Source organism: Actinomadura sp. NPDC048032, assembly GCF_040653175.1.
Lineage (GTDB): Bacteria > Actinomycetota > Actinomycetes > Streptosporangiales > Streptosporangiaceae > Spirillospora > Spirillospora verrucosospora.
This window is the reverse complement of sequence record NZ_JBEZJP010000001.1, coordinates 15,566-30,864: the sequence shown is the minus strand read 5'-3', so window position 1 is coordinate 30,864 and position 15,299 is coordinate 15,566. Positions and strand designations below refer to the sequence as shown.

The following is a 15,299-nucleotide window of genomic DNA, read 5'->3' as shown; positions in this document are numbered from 1 at the left end:
GTCTACTTACGACGCCGGGCGCCCCGGCGCATCTGGCTGGGCTTGCGGAGCGGGTCGCCCGCCTCGATCTGGGCCGCCCTCCGCCCGGCACCGTACTCCGCGAGAGCCTCCGCGAGAGCCGACACCGACGGAGTCTCGGCCATGACGTCGACGCGCAGCCCGTACTCCTCCGCCGTCTTGGCCGTCTGGGGCCCGATCACGGCGATCACGGTCACGTTGTGGGGCTTGCCCGCGATCCCGATCAGGTTCTTCACCGTGGAGGACGAGGTGAACAGCACGGCGTCGAACCCGCCGCCCTTGATCGCCTCACGGATCGGCGCGGGCGGCGGCGCGGCGCGGACCGTCCGGTAGGCGGTCACGTCCTCGCACTCCCAGCCGAGCTCGGTGAGCCGGGCGATGAGCACGTCGGTGGCGATGTCGGCGCGCGGCAGCAGGACCCGGTTGATGGGGTCGAGGTCCTCGTCGTAGGGCGGCCACTCCCGGGCCAGGCCCTCGCCGGACTGCTCCCCGGAGGGGACCAGGTCCGGGTGGACGCCGAACTCCACCAGCGCGGCGGCGGTCTGCTCGCCGACGGCGGCGACCTTCAGCCCGGCGAACGCGCGGGCGTCCAGGCCGTAGTCGGTGAACTTCTCCCGGATGGCCTTGACCGCGTTCGTGGAGGTGAACACCACCCACTCGTACCGGCCGGTGACCAGGCCCTTCACCGCCCGCTCCATCTGCTGGGGCGTGCGCGGCGGCTCGACGGAGATCGTCGGGACCTCGTCCGGGACGGCCCCGTACCCGCGGAGCTGGTCCGACAGGGAGGCGGCCTGCTCCTTGGTGCGCGGCACGAGGACCCGCCAGCCGAACAGCGGCTTCGTCTCGAACCAGGACAGCTTGTCGCGCCAGTTCACCACGTCCCCGACGATGATCAGGGCGGGCGCCTCCATGCCCTTGGTGTCGGACGCCAGCCTGCCCAGCGTGGAGACGACGGTCTCCTGCTCGGTGGTGGTGCCGAGGCTCGTCATCGCGGCCGGGGTGGAGTCGGGCCGTCCCGCCGCGACCAGGCCCTTGGACAGCTCGGCGACCGCGCCCTCGGCGCCGAGGACGACCAGGGTGGTGTCCGGGGCGGCGAACCGCTCCCAGTCGACGCCGCCCTCGGAGGCGTCGACGACGCGGATCTCGCGGTTCGCGGCGTCGGTCAGCGGGATGCCCGCGTACCCGGGCACGGCGGTCACGGAGGACACGCCGGGCACCACCTCGAACGGCACGCCCGCCTTGGCCAGCGCGCCGCCCTCGGCGGCGTAGTTGCAGGCCACTCCGGGGTCGCCGCGGAACAGCCGGACGACCCGGCGCCCCGCCTTGGCGGCCCGCGCGGCGAGCTTCACGGGGTCGCCGTCCGCCGTGTCGAGGATCTCGGCGTCCGGGCGGCAGTGGGTCAGGATCTCGGCCGGGCAGTGCGCGCGGCTCACGACGACGGTGTCGGCGCGCTCCAGCTCGGCGGCGGCGCGCAGGGTCAGCAGGCCGGGGTCGCCCGGCCCCATCCCGACGATCGCGACCGTCCCCGGGCCGGCCGTCCGGCGCGGCGCGGCCGGAGCCGCGCCCCTGGAGGGGCTGCCGGTCTTCGCGGCCCTCACGGGCCGGACGGTGCTGTCGGCGCTGTCGGCGGTCGCCTGGTCGGCGGCGGTGGTCTCGTCGGCGGCGGTCGGGTCGGTCTTGCTCTCGTCGGCGCTGCTCTTCGCCGTGGCGCTCTTCGCGGCGGGGCTCACTCGCGTTCCCCCATCAACTGGTCGGCCCCCTGCGCGAGCAGCCGGTCCGCGAGATCGCGTCCGAGCTGCTCCGCGGCGTCCGGGTGGCCGCTTGCGGACAGCCGCACCTGCCTGCTGCCGTCGTACGCCGCGACGGTCGCCGTCAGATGCAGCCTTTCATCTACTTCGGCAGCGTATGTTCCCACGGGCGCGGAGCAGCCCGCCTCCAGCACGGCCAGCACCGTCCGCTCGGCCGTGACGGCGCGCCGGGTCGCGGGGTCGTCGATCGTCCCGAGCAGGGCGCGCAGGTCGTCGCGGTCGGCGCGGCACTCCAGCGCCAGCGACCCCTGCCCCGGGGCGGGCAGCATCTGGTCGGGGTCGAAGACCTCGCTCACGGCGTCCAGCCGGCCGATCCTCTTCAGGCCCGCGTGCGCGAGCACCACGGCGTCCAGCTCGCCGTCGGCGACCTTGCGCAGCCGGGTGTCGGCGTTGCCGCGGATGGGGACGATCTCCAGGTCCGGCCGGAGCGCCCGCAGCTGCGCGACGCGGCGCGGCGAGCCCGTGCCGATCCGCGCGCCGCGCGGCAGGTCGGCGAGCTTCGCGGGGCCGCACAGCGCGTCGCGGGCGTCGTCGCGGGCCGGGGTGGCCGCGAGGGCGATCCCGGGCGTCTCCGACGTCGGCAGGTCCTTCAGCGAGTGCACCGCGAAGTCCACCTCGCCCGACAGCACCTTGTCGCGAAGCGCGTTGACGAACACGCCCGTCCCGCCGATCTGGGCGAGCAGGGCTTTGGAGACATCACCCTGCGTCGTTACCCCGACAAGCTCCACAGCATGCCCCGTGAGCCGCGACAACGCGTCGGCGACGCCCTGGGACTGGGTCGTCGCCATCAGGCTCTTGCGGGTGCCCAGCCGGAGCGGGCTCCTGCTCCCGGTACTCACGCTTCGTCTCCTTCGTGCGCCGGGACGGCGTCGCGGGCGCTGACCGCCCGCACGCTCGCGGCCTGCGCGTTCACCGTCTCGACGTTCACACCGTCCGCGGGCGGCCCGGCCATCGCCTCGGCCACGGTGTCGGGCATCGCCTCGGGCAGGGCGTCCTGCCCCGGCGCGGACGCGGGGCTGACGCAGTCGGCCTCCGCGCAGTCCGGGTTCGGGTCCCAGGCCGTCGCGCCCTCGCGGACGTCGCCCTCTCCCATGTCGGCGCGGGCCACCGCCTCGGGGGCCTTCGGGTCCAGGTCGAACAGCTCGCGCAGCGCGTCGGCGTAGGAGTCGCCGCCCGGCGCCGCCGCCAGCTCCTTGACCTTGACGGTCGGCGCGTGCAGCAGCTTGTCCACGACGCGCCGCACGGTCTGCTCGATCTCCTTGCGGGCCCGGACGTCCATCTCTGGCACCCGCCCGCTCAGCCGGTTCAGCTCGGCCTCCACCACCCCGGCCGCCTTGCTGCGGAGGGCGACGACGGTGGGCGCGACGGCGGCGGCGCGGGCGGCGCTGAGGAACGCCTCGACCTCCGTGCACACGATCCGCCGCACGGCCTCGACCGCCTCCGGGCCCACGGCCTGCGCGGCCTCCTGCGCGGTCCGCAGGTCGTCGAGCCCGGCCAGCTCGACGTCCGGCAGGTTCCGGACGGCGCGCTCCACGTCGTGCGGGAGCGCCAGGTCGAGGAGGAAGCGGCGCCGTCCGTCCGTCCCGACCCCCTGGGCCGCGAGCTGCTCGGCGGTGATCACCAGGCCGGCGGCGCCGGTGCACGACACCACGAGGTCGGCCTCGCCGAGGGCCGCGTCCAGTTCCGCCAGCCCGATCCCGCGGGCCGGGACGTCCAGTGACCCGGCGAGGCGCTCCGCGCGCGCCGGGGTCCGGTTGGCGATGGTGATCTCCCGCGCCCCGGCGCGGCTCAGCGTCGCGGCGGCCAGCGAGCTCATCGAACCGGCGCCGACCACCAGCGCGCGGACGTCGCGGAGGGGGCCGAGGTGCCGGGCGGCGACGTCCAGGCCCACGCTGACCAGCGACGCGCCGGCCTTGTCGATCCCCGTCTCGTGGTGGGCGCGCTTGCCGACCCGCAGCGCCTGCTGCAGGACGTCGTGCAGGTCGCGGCCGAGCGTGCCCTCGTCCTGGGCCAGCCGGAACGCCTGCCGGATCTGCCCGAGGATCTGCCCCTCGCCGACGACCATCGACTCCAGCCCGCACGCCACCGCGAACGCGTGCTGGACGGCACGCTCCTCGTAGTGGACGTACAGGTGCCGCGACAGGTCGTCCATCGGGACGCCGGAGTGCAGGGCCAGCAGCTCCGAGATCGCCGAGACGCCGCCGTGGAACTTGCCGACGACCGCGTAGATCTCGACCCGGTTGCAGGTCGAGACGATCGCGGTCTCGGCGACGTTCGGGGAGGCGTGCACGGCGTGCAACAACTTGACGAGATCGTCACCGGCGACCGCGGCCCGCTCCAGCACCGCCACGGGCGCGCTTCGGTGGCTGAGGCCTACGACCAGAATGCTCATTCGCCGTCTCCAGCATCTTCCGAGTCTCCGCCCACCCGCGCCGTGCGAGCTCCTGCTGAGAAGGGGCCGTCCACGGCCCCTCGGTCCGCTCCACTTCCGGCCGTCGGTCGAACGGGGGCGATCCTCCACGCCCCCGGGTTTGCCCCCCTCATGCTTCCACCGTTTCCACGTAGTGCGCAGCACCGGCCGGCGTCTCGCCGGCCGCCAGCGGGGCGAAGCCGTCGGGGCCGCCCGCCTTGCGCTGCTCGTGGAACGCGAGGATCTGCAGCTCGATGGACAGATCGACCTTGCGCACGTCCACCCCGTCGGGCACCGACAGCACCACCGGGGCGAAGTTCAGAACGCTCGTCACGCCGGCGGCGACCACGCGGTCGCACACCCCCTGCGCCGCGCCGGCCGGGGTCGCGATCACGGCGATGGACACCCCGTGCCCGGCGATCATGTCCTCCAGCCGGTCGGTGTGCTCCACCGTCATGCCGGAGATCTCCTGCCCGACGATGGACTCGTCGGCGTCGAGCAGGCCCGCCACGCGGAAGCCGCGGGACGCGAAACCGCCGTAGCCGGCCAGGGCCCGGCCGAGGTTGCCGACGCCGATGATGGCGACGACCCAGTCCTGGGTGAGGCCGAGCTCGCGGGAGATCTGGTAGACGAGGTACTCCACCTCGTAGCCGACGCCGCGGGTCCCGTAGGAGCCGAGGTGGGACAGGTCCTTGCGGAGCTTGGCCGAGTTGACGCCGGCCGCGGCGGCGAGCTCCTCGGAGGAGACGGTCGCGACGCCGCGCTCCTGGAGCCCGGTGAGGGCGCGCAGGTAGACCGGGAGCCGCGCCACGGTGGCTTCGGGGATTCCGCGGCCCGCGCGGTCGCGGTGCCGGTTCTGTCGAGGTGTCACGGCCTGCTCTTCGGCTCGACGGTGTGTCCCCCAGGTTAAGCCCTTGTGAATACGCGCACAAAGTGGGCCCCCGGTTCGGCGGACCGCGAGCGTTCGGGGCGACGTCCCAGAAACGACGTCAATCAGGGACTTTTCAGCATACGGGCGAAGTGCCAGGAAGCGGCCGGGTGTGACCGACCAGACATGCCCGGGCAGGCGCCCGGACGGCGGCACGGGAACGGTCCGGCGCGGGCGGCTAGCGAAGGCCCGCGATCGCCGCGCGCAGGCGGGCCTCGTCGACGCGCCAGAAGTCGTGCTGGACGCCGTTGATCAGCGTGACGGGGATCTGCTCCCAGTACTGCTCGGTGTCCTGCTCGGAGAGCGTGATGTCGCGCTCCTCCCACGGCACGTCCAGGTCGCGGGCGACCCGCTCGATCACCGCGCGGGCGTCCTCGCAGAGGTGGCAGCCGGGCTTGCCGAGCAGCGTGATCATGATGTCGCGCGCCACGTCACCTCCCGGGGAACTCCGGCGCCGGGAGCGGCACCTTGGCGGGGCCGAGCTTCAGCTCGATCACGTTCGTGGCGATCACGTGGGTGCGCGACTCGCCCAGGAAGCGCTGCAGGTGCGGCTGGCGGCGGTGCGCGGCGAACGCGGCCTGGTCCCGGAACAGCTGGTAGAAGATCCGCTGCGTGGGGCCGCCGACCACCTCGTGGCAGGCGAAGACCAGCGTCTCGGGCTCGGCCGCCAGCGCGGCCTTCACCAGGTCGGCGGCGAGCCGGTCGAAGGCCTCCTCGCGGCCGTCCAGCAGCGTGTAGACGGTGATCTGGCCGCACGCGTTCGCCAGGTCGCCGCCGAGGGCGCCGGGCTTGGCGAGACCGGCGAGCGGGGACCGGTCGAGCGGGCCGCCGAGCGGGCCGTCGATCGACGTGGCGCCCGCCGGGTCGCCGCCCGCCGGGAAGGCGGGCGGCGCTGGGATGCTGGTGTTCTCGGGGTAGCGCAGCTCCTCCGAAGCCGGCTCCGGGAAGCGCAGCTCGCCGCGCCGGGATTCGGGGGACGGGGTCGGCGCCGGGACGGGCTCGGCCTTGGCGCCCTGCGCGTAGCCCTGCTCCTCGTAGCCCGTCGCGGGCTCGTCCCCGTACTCGTCGTAGCCCTCGGCGTCCTCGTCGTAGACGGGGATCGTGCGCATCGAGCCGTACCAGACGAGGCCGGCGGCCGCGCCGAGCGCGATCACCGCGAGCGGGGCGGGCAGGAAGCCGCGGGTGCCGCTGACCACCAGCACGCCCGCGAGCGCGACCAGCGCCACCGGGATGAGCAGCTCGGCGGCCTCCTGGTCGCGCTTGCTGGCCAGCCAGGCGGTCACGCCGGTGCACCCCGCGAGCGCCAGCACGGCGACGACGTGCGCGCCGTCGACCAGCAGCAGCGGAAGCGCGTCGTAGGTGGCGCTCGGCTTCGGCAGGCTCTTGCCGAGCGTGCCCTTCAGCGGGTCCAGGATCAGGATCACGATCGCGACGACCGTGTAGGAGATCGTGAAGAGCCAGGCGCCGAACCGGACCTGCACGTACCGCGCGATCAGCTCGATCATGCCGAGCGCGAGCCACACCGGCCCGACCAGCGCGGCGCCGAGTTCCATGACGCGGAAGAAGGCGCCGTTGAACCCCATCATGAAGCCGAGGCTCATGGACAGCAGCGCGAGCGTGAGCCCGACCTGCGTGAACGACCAGGCGATCAGGTAGAGCAGCCGGTCCTTGTAGGCGCGCTGAACCAGCAACCCGGTGGCCGCCAGGGCACCAAGGGTCGCCAGCAACGCGAGAAGAGCATCGACCATCGCGCACCCATGGTGCCCGATCCGGGGGGTTGACGGGTAACCGCGGCCAAGGAACGCACCATTGCCTCGCGTACCTTTCGGTCTCTAGAGTGGCACTTCACGCCGGAGGTCGCGTAAGCCCCGAGGAGAACTGCATGAGCAGCTTGACCCTCGATGCCGGGGTCATCCCACTTCCTCGCCATTCTCGAAGCCCTCTCGCGCGTCCGGCCGACCGGGCCGGGGACCGCACCGCCGACCGCACCGCCGACCAGGCCTCCGAGCGGGCCGAGATGCTCAAGGCGCTGGTCCTGCGGGCGCGGGACGGCGACGCCGAGGCGTTCGGCTCCCTCTACGACCACTACGTCGAGCTCGTCTACCGGTACGTCTACTACCGGGTCGGCACGCACCAGCTCACCGAGGACCTCACCAGCGAGACGTTCCTGCGCGCCCTCCGCCGCATGTGCGACTTCCACTGGCAGGGCAAGGACTTCGGGGCCTGGCTGGTGACGATCGCCCGCAACCTGGTCGCCGACCACTTCAAGTCCGGCCGCTACCGGCTGGAGGTCTGCACCGCCGAGCTGGTCGAGCCGGACCGCCCGCAGGAGGGCCCGGAACGGGCCGTCCTGGACGCGATGACCAACCGGACCCTGCTGCGGGCCGTCCAGCGGCTGAACTCCGAGCAGCAGGAGTGCGTGGTGCTGCGCTTCCTGCACGGCCTGTCGGTCGCCGAGACCGCGTTGATCATGGGCAAGAAGCCGGGCGCGATCAAGGCGCTGCAGTACCGCGCGGTCCGCTCGCTGGCTCGCATGCTCCCGGACGACCTGCGCGGATGACCGTGTCGCCCCGCCCCCCTGCGGGACCGCGCGGCCCTCAGATAGTTTATTAATGAACTTTCGGGCCGTAACCCGGCCCACCTACCGATCGTTCAAGCGGGCAGGAGCGCGCTCGCGCCACGAGTCCGCAAGGGAGCGGCCAGTGAGAACCCGGTGTTGACGAGGCGAGAGAAGATCACGGAGCAGGGGAACGCGCTGGCCCGGCTGCGGGAGAGCACCGCGGGACCGGACCCGCTTTTCCGCGCCGTGCTGCGCGAGCGGCTGATGGCGGCCGCGAGCGACAGGAGTGAGGACTGTCGCAATCACGGCCGCGGGGAGGGCCGCGGAGAGGCGGTTGACTAGGCTTCGCCTCATGCGGCGATTCTGGCAGTCCGGATTCTGGGGACGCGGCAAGGACGAGGACCACAAGAGCGCGGGGCAGGTGGCCGCCGCCGCGGCGGCCGAGCCCGCCCCCCTCCCCGCCCCCGACCCCGCCGCGGCGGCGTTCTTCGACGTCGACAACACGATGATGCGCGGCGCGTCGATCTACTACTTCGCGCGCGGACTCGCCGCCCGCAAGCTGTTCACCATGCGCGACCTCGCCATGTTCGCCTGGGGGCAGGCCGCGTTCCGGCTGCGCGGCAGCGAGAACTCCGAGCACATCGGCAGCGCCAAGGAGGCCGCGCTCGCGTTCGTCGCCGGGCAGAAGGTCAGCGCGATCGTCAGGCTGAGCGAGGAGATCTACGACGAGGTGATGGCCGACCGCATCTGGCACGGCACCCGCACCCTCGCCCTCCAGCACCTCGACTCCGGGCAGCAGGTGTGGCTCGTCACCGCCACGCCCGTCGAGGTCGCCCGGACGATCGCGCACCGGCTCGGCCTCACCGGCGCGCTCGGCACGGTCGCCGAGACCCGCGAGGGCCTCTACACCGGCCGGCTCGTCGGGAACCTGCTGCACGGGCCCGCCAAGGCGGAGGCCGTGCGGGCCCTGGCGCAGCGGGAGGGGCTCGACCTCGCGCGCTGCTCGGCCTACAGCGACTCGATCAACGACCTGCCGTTGCTGACCGCCGTCGGCCACCCGCACGCCGTGAACCCGGACGCCGAGCTGCGCGCCCACGCCCGCGACCACGGCTGGCCGATCCACGACTTCCGCACGGGCCGCAAGGTCACGATGGTCGCGCTGCCCGCCGCCGCGGGCGCCGGGGCCCTCGCGGGCGGCGTCGCGGCCGGCATCGCGCTGCGCCGCCACTACCGGACGAACTGACCGCCGCCGCTTCCCGACATCGACCGGCGAACGCGACCTAACGCGTTTGTCCCCCACGTCCTACCCTGTCCCCGTGAGCGTGGAGCTGAGGGTCCTGTCCGGGGTCGCCTGCCGGGGGCGGGACGTGACGAGCCCGCGCCTGCGCGGCCTGCTCGCGCTCCTCGCGGGCGAGCCGCGGGCGGGCGTGTCCGTCGCCCGGCTGGTGGAGGGGCTGTGGCCCGAGGAGCGTCCGGAGAATCCGGCCAAGGCGCTCCAGGTCGTCGTGTCCCGGGCGAGGTCGCAGCTGGGCGCGGACGTCGTCGCGAGCACGCCGACCGGGTACCGCATCGGCCTGGACGAGTCCGCGGTCGACGCCTCCGCGGTGGAGCTCGCGGCCTCCGCGAGCGCGCGCCGCTCCCGCGACGGCGACCACGCCGGCGCGCTCTCGCACGCCGAGGCGGGCCTGGCGCTCTGGGACGCCCCACCCGAACCGGACGACGCGGACGATCCGGTCTCCGTTCTGCGCGCGGCCCGGATCCCGACCTACTGGGCGCTGACGCGAGCCCGCGCCCTGGCCCTCGCGCGGCTCGGCCGGCACGCGGAGGGTTTCGAGGCGCTCACCCGCGCCGTCCGGGAGTATCCGCGCGACGAGGAACTGTTCGCGGAGCTGCTGCGGTGTGAGGCCGCGACGGCCGGGCCGTCGGCGGCGCTGGCGCGGTACGAGTCCTACCGGCGGTCGCTGCGCGACGACCTCGGCACCGATCCGGGTGGCGCGCTCCAGCGCGTCCAGCGGGAGTTGCTCCAGGACGAGGCGCCCGCCGTCCGGCGCGGCGTGGCGCACGAGCCGAACCCGCTGCTCGGCCGGGCCGGGGACCTCGCCGCCGTGCTCGACCTCGTGCGCGCGTCCCGCGTCACCTCGATCGTCGGGGCGGGCGGGCTGGGCAAGACGCGGCTGGCGAACGCCGTCGCGCGCGAGGCGCCGCAGCGGGCGGTGCACTACGTCCCCCTCGCCGGCGTCGCGCGGGACAAGGACGTGGCGGGCGAGGTCGCGTCCGTCCTCGGGGTCGGCGAGTCGCCGAGGGCCCACGGACGCGTCGGCGGGCCCTCCGACCTCGTCTCGGCGATCGCGGAGGTGCTCGGGCCCGGCTCGGTCCTGCTCGTGCTGGACAACTGCGAGCACGTCGTCGCGGGCGCCGCCGACCTCGCCGGCGCGCTGGTGTCGATGACGCGGGACCTGCGGATCCTCACCACGAGCCGCGCGCCGCTCGGGCTGTCGTCGGAGTCGGTGTACCCGCTGCCCGCGCTGGACCCGGCGACGTCGGCCGAGCTGTTCCGCCGGCGGGCGCACGCGGCGCGTCCCGGCGCCGCGCTGCCCTCCGGCGCGGTGGAGGAGCTCTGCCGCCGCCTGGACGGGCTGCCGCTCGCGATCGAGCTGGCGGCGGCGCGCGTCCGCGTCATGTCCGTGCCCGAGATCGCGCGCGGCCTGGACGACCGCTTCGCCCTGCTGCGCGGCAACGCGCGCGACGCGCCGTCCCGGCACCGGACCATGCGCGCGGTCGTGGACTGGAGCTGGAACCTCCTCTCCCCGCACGGCCGGGCGGCCATGCGGGCGCTGTCGGTCTTCCCGGGGGGCTTCACCGCGGACGCGGCCCGCCACGTCCTGGACGGCGGCGACGCGCTGGAGGTCCTGGAGGACCTCGTCGACCAGTCCCTCCTGGAACCCGTCGAGGGCGGCCCCGGGACGCGCTTCCGGATGCTGGAGAGCGTCCGCGAGTTCAGCGCGGCCCACCGGGAGGCCGAAGGGGAGACCGGCCGCGCGGTGGGCGGCCTGCTCGCCTGGGCGCGGGAGTTCGGCGCGGCGCACCACGACGCGCTGTTCGGCGCCGACCCGTTCGCGCCCGTCGAACGCGTGCGGGCCGAGCAGGACAACCTCCAGCAGGCGCTCCGCCACGGCCTCGACCGCCGGGACGGCCCGGCCGTCGCGGCGGTGACCGCCGTCCTCGGCGGGCTGTGGACCCTGGAGGCGGCCTACACCCGGCTGGCCGCCATGGCGGCGGAGACCGCCGGGCTCCTGAGCCGCCTGCGCCCCGGCCCCGGGGACGTCGAGGTCACGCGGACGGCGCTGACGCTCAACGTGCTCGCGACGGGCCTGGTCCAGGGGCCGCAGGCGACTCGCACGCTCGTCGCGCTGCGCCGTCTCCCGCCCGCGCCGCCGGAGGGCCTCGTCCCCGCGATGGCGACCGTGCTGGCCGCCCTGCCGGAGATCCTCGCGCCCGGCGGCTCCGTCCTGGAGGAGCTGTGCGGCCGGGACGAGCCGCTCGTCGCCGCCATCGCGAACTGCGCCGCCGGATACATCCGCGAACGGGACGGGGACGTGTCGGGCGCGCTCGCGGCGACCGAGGCGATGATCGGGGTCGGCTGCTCGCCGGACATCCCCTGGTGCCGGCTGCTCGCCCACTCGCGGCTCAGCGAACTGCTGATGCAGCTCGACCAGGCCGACCGGGCCCTGCACCATCTGCGGATATCGATGGAGCTGCTGGAGCGGTACCGGTGGCCCGACATGTTCGGGCTGATGTGGGCACTCGCATCGGCCCACGTCGCGCTGGGCGAGTACGACGAGGCCGAGCGGTGGCTCGACCAGTCGCTGGTCCACGGGCCGGACGAGTCCTTCGGCACGGCCTCCTTCAACCTGGGAGCGCGCGCGGAGATCGCCTTCGGCCGCGGCGACGCCGACACCGGTCTGCGCCTCTGGCGGGAGGCGGTGGAGCGGCTCGCCGCGGAGGACGGCCCGATGGCGCCGACCGGCCTCGACCCGTGGACGCTGGAGGCCCACTGCGTCACCGTCGTCGCGCACGCCCGGCACGGGCGCGTCGACCTGGTCGAGGACATCGTCGCCGGGCTCCCCGCCAAGCTGGCGGCGCTGGCCGACGGCCCGCCGTTCCCGATGCCCGCCTTCTACATGGACCTGCCGGTCACCGGCGGTCTGCTGCTGGCGCTCGCCATGGTCGACCTGGCCCGTCCCGGCGCCACGCCGGAGGTCCGCAGGCGGGCGGCGCGGGCGATCGCGCTGGCGCGGCGCCTCCACCACGTCCGGTCGTTCCAGCCGACGATGTCCTCGGCGGCGGCCGGCCGCGCCGCCGAGGACGCCGACGGGCCGGCGTACTCCGACGCGGTGTCGGAGTTCGCCGGCCTGGGCCGTGCGGAGCTGCTGGCCGCCGCCCGCGAGCTCGCGCGCGGGTTCTCGCGGGACCGGCGGGGCTAGCGGGGCGCCTTCCGGTCGAACAGCACCTTGGAGCAGGCGTAGCCGACGACGGCGAGGCCGGCGCACCACGCGACGGACACCGCCGCGTCCTGCCCGCTCGGGGTGCCGGTCAGCAGCCCCCGCAGCGTCTCGATCATCGGGGTGAACGGCTGGTACTCCGCGAACCACCGGACCCCGGCCGGCATCGACTCCGGCGGGACGATCGTGCTGCCGACGAACGGCAGGAACTGGATGATCAGCGGCGTGTTGCTCGCGCCCTCCGGGTTCTTGGCCAGCAGCCCGAGCATGACCGCGACCCAGGTCAGCGCGAACGTGAGCAGCACCAGCAGGCCGGCGGCCGCGAGCCAGTCCACCGCGCCGCCGCTCGTCCGGAATCCCATCGCGACCGCGGCGGCGACCACGGCGGCCGTGCTCAGCAGCGTCTGGATCATGCTGCCCGCGACATGCCCGGTGAGCAGCGACGACCGCGAGATCGGCATCGTCCGGAACCGGTCGACGATGCCCTCGGTCATGTCCACGCAGACCGACACCGACGTCGCCATGCAGCCGGACGCGACGGCCATCAGGATGATCCCCGGGGCGACGTACTGGATGTAGTCGCCCTTGGCCGCGCCGCCGACGCCCTCCCCCAGTGCGTTGCCGAACACGCCGACGAACAGCAGCATGATCATAATCGGCATCATCATCCCGCCGATCGTGAGCGACGGGTAGCGCAGCGCGTGCCGCAGGTTGCGGCGCAGCATCGTCGCGGAGTCGGCCGCCGCGTGCGTGAGCGTGGTCATCGCGAGGTCACCTTCTCGTGGTCCGTGCCCGTGAGGGCGAGGAAGACGTCGTCGAGGTCGGGGGTGTGCACGGACAGCTCGGCGACCTCGACCGAGGCGGCCTCCAGCCGTCCGAGCAGCGTCCGCAGGGAGGCGACGCCGCCGTCCCCGGGCACCTGGAGGGCGAGCGAGTCGTCGTCCCGCGTCACCGAGCCGAGCGTCCGCGCCGCCGCGTCGAGCGCCGCCAGGTCGGCGAACCGCAGCCGGACGTGCCCGCCCGGGACGAGCCGCTTCAGCTCCTCCGAGGTCCCCTCGGCGACGAGCCGTCCGCCGTCCAGGACCGCGATCCGGTCCGCGAGGTGGTCGGCCTCCTCCAGGTACTGCGTGGTCAGGAAGATCGTCACGCCGCTCCTGACCAGGCCGCGGATGAGCTCCCACGTGGTCCGGCGGCTGCGCGGGTCGAGCCCGGTCGTCGGCTCGTCCAGGAAGATGATCTGCGGGGCGCCGATCAGCGTCATCGCGATGTCGAGCCGCCGCCGCATCCCGCCCGAGTACGTGCCGGCCTTCCTGCCGGCCGCCTCCACCAGGTCGAACCGCTCCAGCATCTCGTCGGCGGCCCTCCGCCCGGCGGCCTTGCCGAGCCGGTGCAGGTCCGCCATGAGGATCAGGTTCTCCCGCCCCGTCAGCAGCCCGTCCACGGCCGAGTACTGCCCGGTCACGCCGATCGCCCGGCGCACCCCGTCGGGGTCCCTCCGCAGGTCCCGCCCTGCGACGCTGGCCTCGCCGCCGTCCGCGCGGAGCAGCGTGGAAAGGATGCGCACCGCCGTCGTCTTCCCGGCGCCGTTCGGCCCGAGCAGCGAGTAGACCGTCCCGCGCGGTACCTCGAAGTCGATCCCGTCGAGGACGGTCGTGTCCCCGAACGCCTTGCGCAGCCCGGTCACCTGGATGGCCGTCTGCCGTGCCTCGATGTTCATGCCCCGAAGCGTGCGCGCCCGCGGCTTCAGCCCGCTTTCACCCCGGTTTCGACCAGTCCGGGCGGCTGAAAGTCACCAGGCCAGAGGCAGCGTGTCCAGCCCCAGGACGAGGCTCGCGTGCTCCAGGGGCTCGGCGCCGGGGGCGACGCGGTAGTCCGGTATCCGGGCGTGCCATTCGCGCAGCGCGATCTGGAGTTCGAGCCGGGCCAGGTGCGCGCCGAGACAGCGGTGCGGACCCGCGCCGAAGGCGAGGTGGCGGGCCGGCGGGCGGTCGATGTCGACGGTGGAGGCGGCGGGCACGGCGCGGGGGTCGCGGGTCGCCATGCCGGTCGGCAGCATGACCATCTCCCCCGCCCTCATCGGGCAGCCGCGCACCTCGACGTCGCGGGTGAGCTTGCGGGCGGGCAGGACGGGCGCGTAGACGCGGAGGAACTCCTCGATCGCGTCCGGGACGACGTCGGGGTCGGAGGCGATGCGGACGCGGTCGGCGTCCTCCCTCGCCAGGTGCCAGAAGGTGTAGGACAGCTGGGCGGCGACGGTGTCGAGACCGGCGAGGAAGAGCAGGACGCACAGCTGGAGCAGCTCGTCGTCGGTGACGGGCCGCCCGTCGACGGCGAACCCGGTCGCGGCGCTGACCAGGTCTTCGCGCGGACGGGCGCGGCGGTCCCGGATGAGTTCGCCGAGGCAGGCCGTCAGCGCCCCCATGGCCTCGGCCCGGTCGCCGGTGGAGGGCCGCGAGTGCAGGATGGCGCGCTCCCACCCGAGGAACTCCTCCAGCCGCTCGGTGGGCAGGCCGACGAGTTCCAGGAAGATGGCGGTGGGGAAGAGGCGCGCGAAGTCGGTGACGAAGTCGCAGGAGCCGCGGGACGCGAAACCGTCGATCAGGGCGGCGCAGTGCCGGGTGATCCGCTCCCGGAGCACGGCGGCGGCGACGGGGGTGAAGAACGGCCGCAGTAACCGCCGCCACGTCGTGTGCAGCGGCGGGTCCAGCATGACCGGGATCCACTGGTGCGCCGGGTCGGGGTCGATGACGGCGATCGCGCGGCTGGAGAACGTCCCCGGGTCCTGGAAGGCGGCGAGGATGTCGTCGTACCGCGTCAGCACCCAGAACCCCGGCCCGGCGGTGCTGCGGAACGCCGGATGCGTCTCCCGCAGCTCGTCCATCCGCGCGTGGGCCGTCCCGGCGGGCCGCGGCCCGGCGAACGGGTCGAAGTCCACCTGCGGGCCGCCTGCCTCGCCGCGTTCCGTCCCGTCCCGCATCACGGCCTCCCCACGGAGTGTCTCCCGCTGGCCAGGATGACACGCCTCGTCCAGGACCGCCCGCCCGTCACGAGGAGGACAGTTCAGCAGCGAAGA

Annotated in this window: 12 protein-coding genes; 3 read left to right on the top strand and 9 right to left on the bottom strand. The window is 74.2% G+C overall.

Features of this window, described 5'->3' with window-relative positions; all coding sequences use genetic code 11:
* Positions 1-2: 2 nt before the first annotated feature.
* The 6 genes from AB0C69_RS00150 to AB0C69_RS00125 all read right to left on the bottom strand — a co-directional run bounded on the left by AB0C69_RS00150 (position 3) and on the right by AB0C69_RS00125 (position 6,912).
* A complete protein-coding gene (locus tag AB0C69_RS00150; protein WP_345185819.1) occupies positions 3-1,532 on the bottom strand; it encodes a bifunctional uroporphyrinogen-III C-methyltransferase/uroporphyrinogen-III synthase in 1,530 nt (509 codons plus the stop codon).
* 212 nt (positions 1,533-1,744) lie between these two features.
* Positions 1,745-2,665 carry a hydroxymethylbilane synthase gene (gene hemC, locus AB0C69_RS00145; protein ID WP_345185798.1) on the bottom strand — a complete coding sequence of 307 codons (921 nt, stop codon included), beginning with the start codon at positions 2,663-2,665 and terminating at the stop codon, positions 1,745-1,747.
* Entirely contained in the window at positions 2,662-4,218 is a 1,557-nt protein-coding gene (locus AB0C69_RS00140; protein ID WP_360347704.1) for a glutamyl-tRNA reductase, read from the bottom strand. Before AB0C69_RS00140 ends, hemC begins: the two co-directional genes overlap by 4 nt.
* A gap of 148 nt (positions 4,219-4,366) precedes the next feature.
* Positions 4,367-5,107 carry a redox-sensing transcriptional repressor Rex gene (locus tag AB0C69_RS00135; RefSeq protein WP_345185792.1) on the bottom strand — a complete coding sequence of 247 codons (741 nt, stop codon included), beginning with the start codon at positions 5,105-5,107 and terminating at the stop codon, positions 4,367-4,369.
* A 235-nt stretch (positions 5,108-5,342) separates the two neighbouring features.
* Positions 5,343-5,579: a glutaredoxin family protein gene (locus AB0C69_RS00130; RefSeq protein WP_360347834.1), complete on the bottom strand. Its 237-nt coding sequence runs from the start codon at positions 5,577-5,579 to the stop codon at positions 5,343-5,345.
* A gap of 16 nt (positions 5,580-5,595) precedes the next feature.
* Positions 5,596-6,912 (bottom strand): antibiotic biosynthesis monooxygenase, encoded by a 1,317-nt coding sequence (locus tag AB0C69_RS00125; RefSeq protein ID WP_353834318.1) that lies wholly within the window; start codon positions 6,910-6,912, stop codon positions 5,596-5,598.
* A 134-nt stretch (positions 6,913-7,046) separates the two neighbouring features.
* On the opposite strand from AB0C69_RS00125, the gene AB0C69_RS00120 reads away from it, so the two are divergent.
* The 3 genes from AB0C69_RS00120 to AB0C69_RS00110 all read left to right on the top strand — a co-directional run bounded on the left by AB0C69_RS00120 (position 7,047) and on the right by AB0C69_RS00110 (position 12,208).
* The gene (locus AB0C69_RS00120; RefSeq protein ID WP_360347700.1) at positions 7,047-7,724 is read left to right on the top strand and encodes a sigma-70 family RNA polymerase sigma factor; all 678 of its coding nucleotides are present in this window, start codon (positions 7,047-7,049) and stop codon (positions 7,722-7,724) included.
* Between the two features lie 352 nt (positions 7,725-8,076).
* Positions 8,077-8,967 (top strand): HAD-IB family hydrolase, encoded by an 891-nt coding sequence (locus tag AB0C69_RS00115; protein ID WP_345185784.1) that lies wholly within the window; start codon positions 8,077-8,079, stop codon positions 8,965-8,967.
* A 73-nt stretch (positions 8,968-9,040) separates the two neighbouring features.
* Positions 9,041-12,208 (top strand): BTAD domain-containing putative transcriptional regulator, encoded by a 3,168-nt coding sequence (locus tag AB0C69_RS00110; RefSeq protein WP_360347697.1) that lies wholly within the window; start codon positions 9,041-9,043, stop codon positions 12,206-12,208.
* On the opposite strand, the gene AB0C69_RS00105 is transcribed toward AB0C69_RS00110, so the two are convergent.
* The 3 genes from AB0C69_RS00105 to AB0C69_RS00095 form a co-directional block, all read right to left on the bottom strand.
* The gene (locus AB0C69_RS00105) at positions 12,205-12,990 is read right to left on the bottom strand and encodes an ABC transporter permease (RefSeq protein ID WP_345185773.1); all 786 of its coding nucleotides are present in this window, start codon (positions 12,988-12,990) and stop codon (positions 12,205-12,207) included. The genes AB0C69_RS00110 and AB0C69_RS00105 overlap by 4 nt on opposite strands.
* On the bottom strand, positions 12,987-13,943 hold the full coding sequence (locus AB0C69_RS00100; RefSeq protein ID WP_360347694.1) for an ATP-binding cassette domain-containing protein: 957 nt from the start codon (positions 13,941-13,943) through the stop codon (positions 12,987-12,989). Before AB0C69_RS00100 ends, AB0C69_RS00105 begins: the two co-directional genes overlap by 4 nt.
* Positions 13,944-14,015: 72 nt before the next feature.
* A complete protein-coding gene (locus AB0C69_RS00095; RefSeq protein WP_360347691.1) occupies positions 14,016-15,203 on the bottom strand; it encodes a cytochrome P450 in 1,188 nt (395 codons plus the stop codon).
* Positions 15,204-15,299: the final 96 nt, after the last annotated feature.

Excerpts from the sequence above, each read along its gene's own strand:
- AB0C69_RS00140 (WP_360347704.1), bottom strand. The coding sequence starts at position 4,218 with ATGAGCATTCTGGTCGTAGGCCTCAGCCACCGAAGCGCGCCCGTGGCG.
- AB0C69_RS00130 (WP_360347834.1), bottom strand. The coding sequence starts at position 5,579 with ATGATCACGCTGCTCGGCAAGCCCGGCTGCCACCTCTGCGAGGACGCC.
- AB0C69_RS00125 (WP_353834318.1), bottom strand. The coding sequence starts at position 6,912 with ATGGTCGATGCTCTTCTCGCGTTGCTGGCGACCCTTGGTGCCCTGGCG.
- AB0C69_RS00120 (WP_360347700.1), top strand. The coding sequence starts at position 7,047 with ATGAGCAGCTTGACCCTCGATGCCGGGGTCATCCCACTTCCTCGCCAT.
- AB0C69_RS00115 (WP_345185784.1), top strand. The coding sequence starts at position 8,077 with ATGCGGCGATTCTGGCAGTCCGGATTCTGGGGACGCGGCAAGGACGAG.
- AB0C69_RS00105 (WP_345185773.1), bottom strand. The coding sequence starts at position 12,990 with ATGACCACGCTCACGCACGCGGCGGCCGACTCCGCGACGATGCTGCGC.
- AB0C69_RS00100 (WP_360347694.1), bottom strand. The coding sequence starts at position 13,943 with ATGAACATCGAGGCACGGCAGACGGCCATCCAGGTGACCGGGCTGCGC.
- AB0C69_RS00095 (WP_360347691.1), bottom strand. The coding sequence starts at position 15,203 with ATGCGGGACGGGACGGAACGCGGCGAGGCAGGCGGCCCGCAGGTGGAC.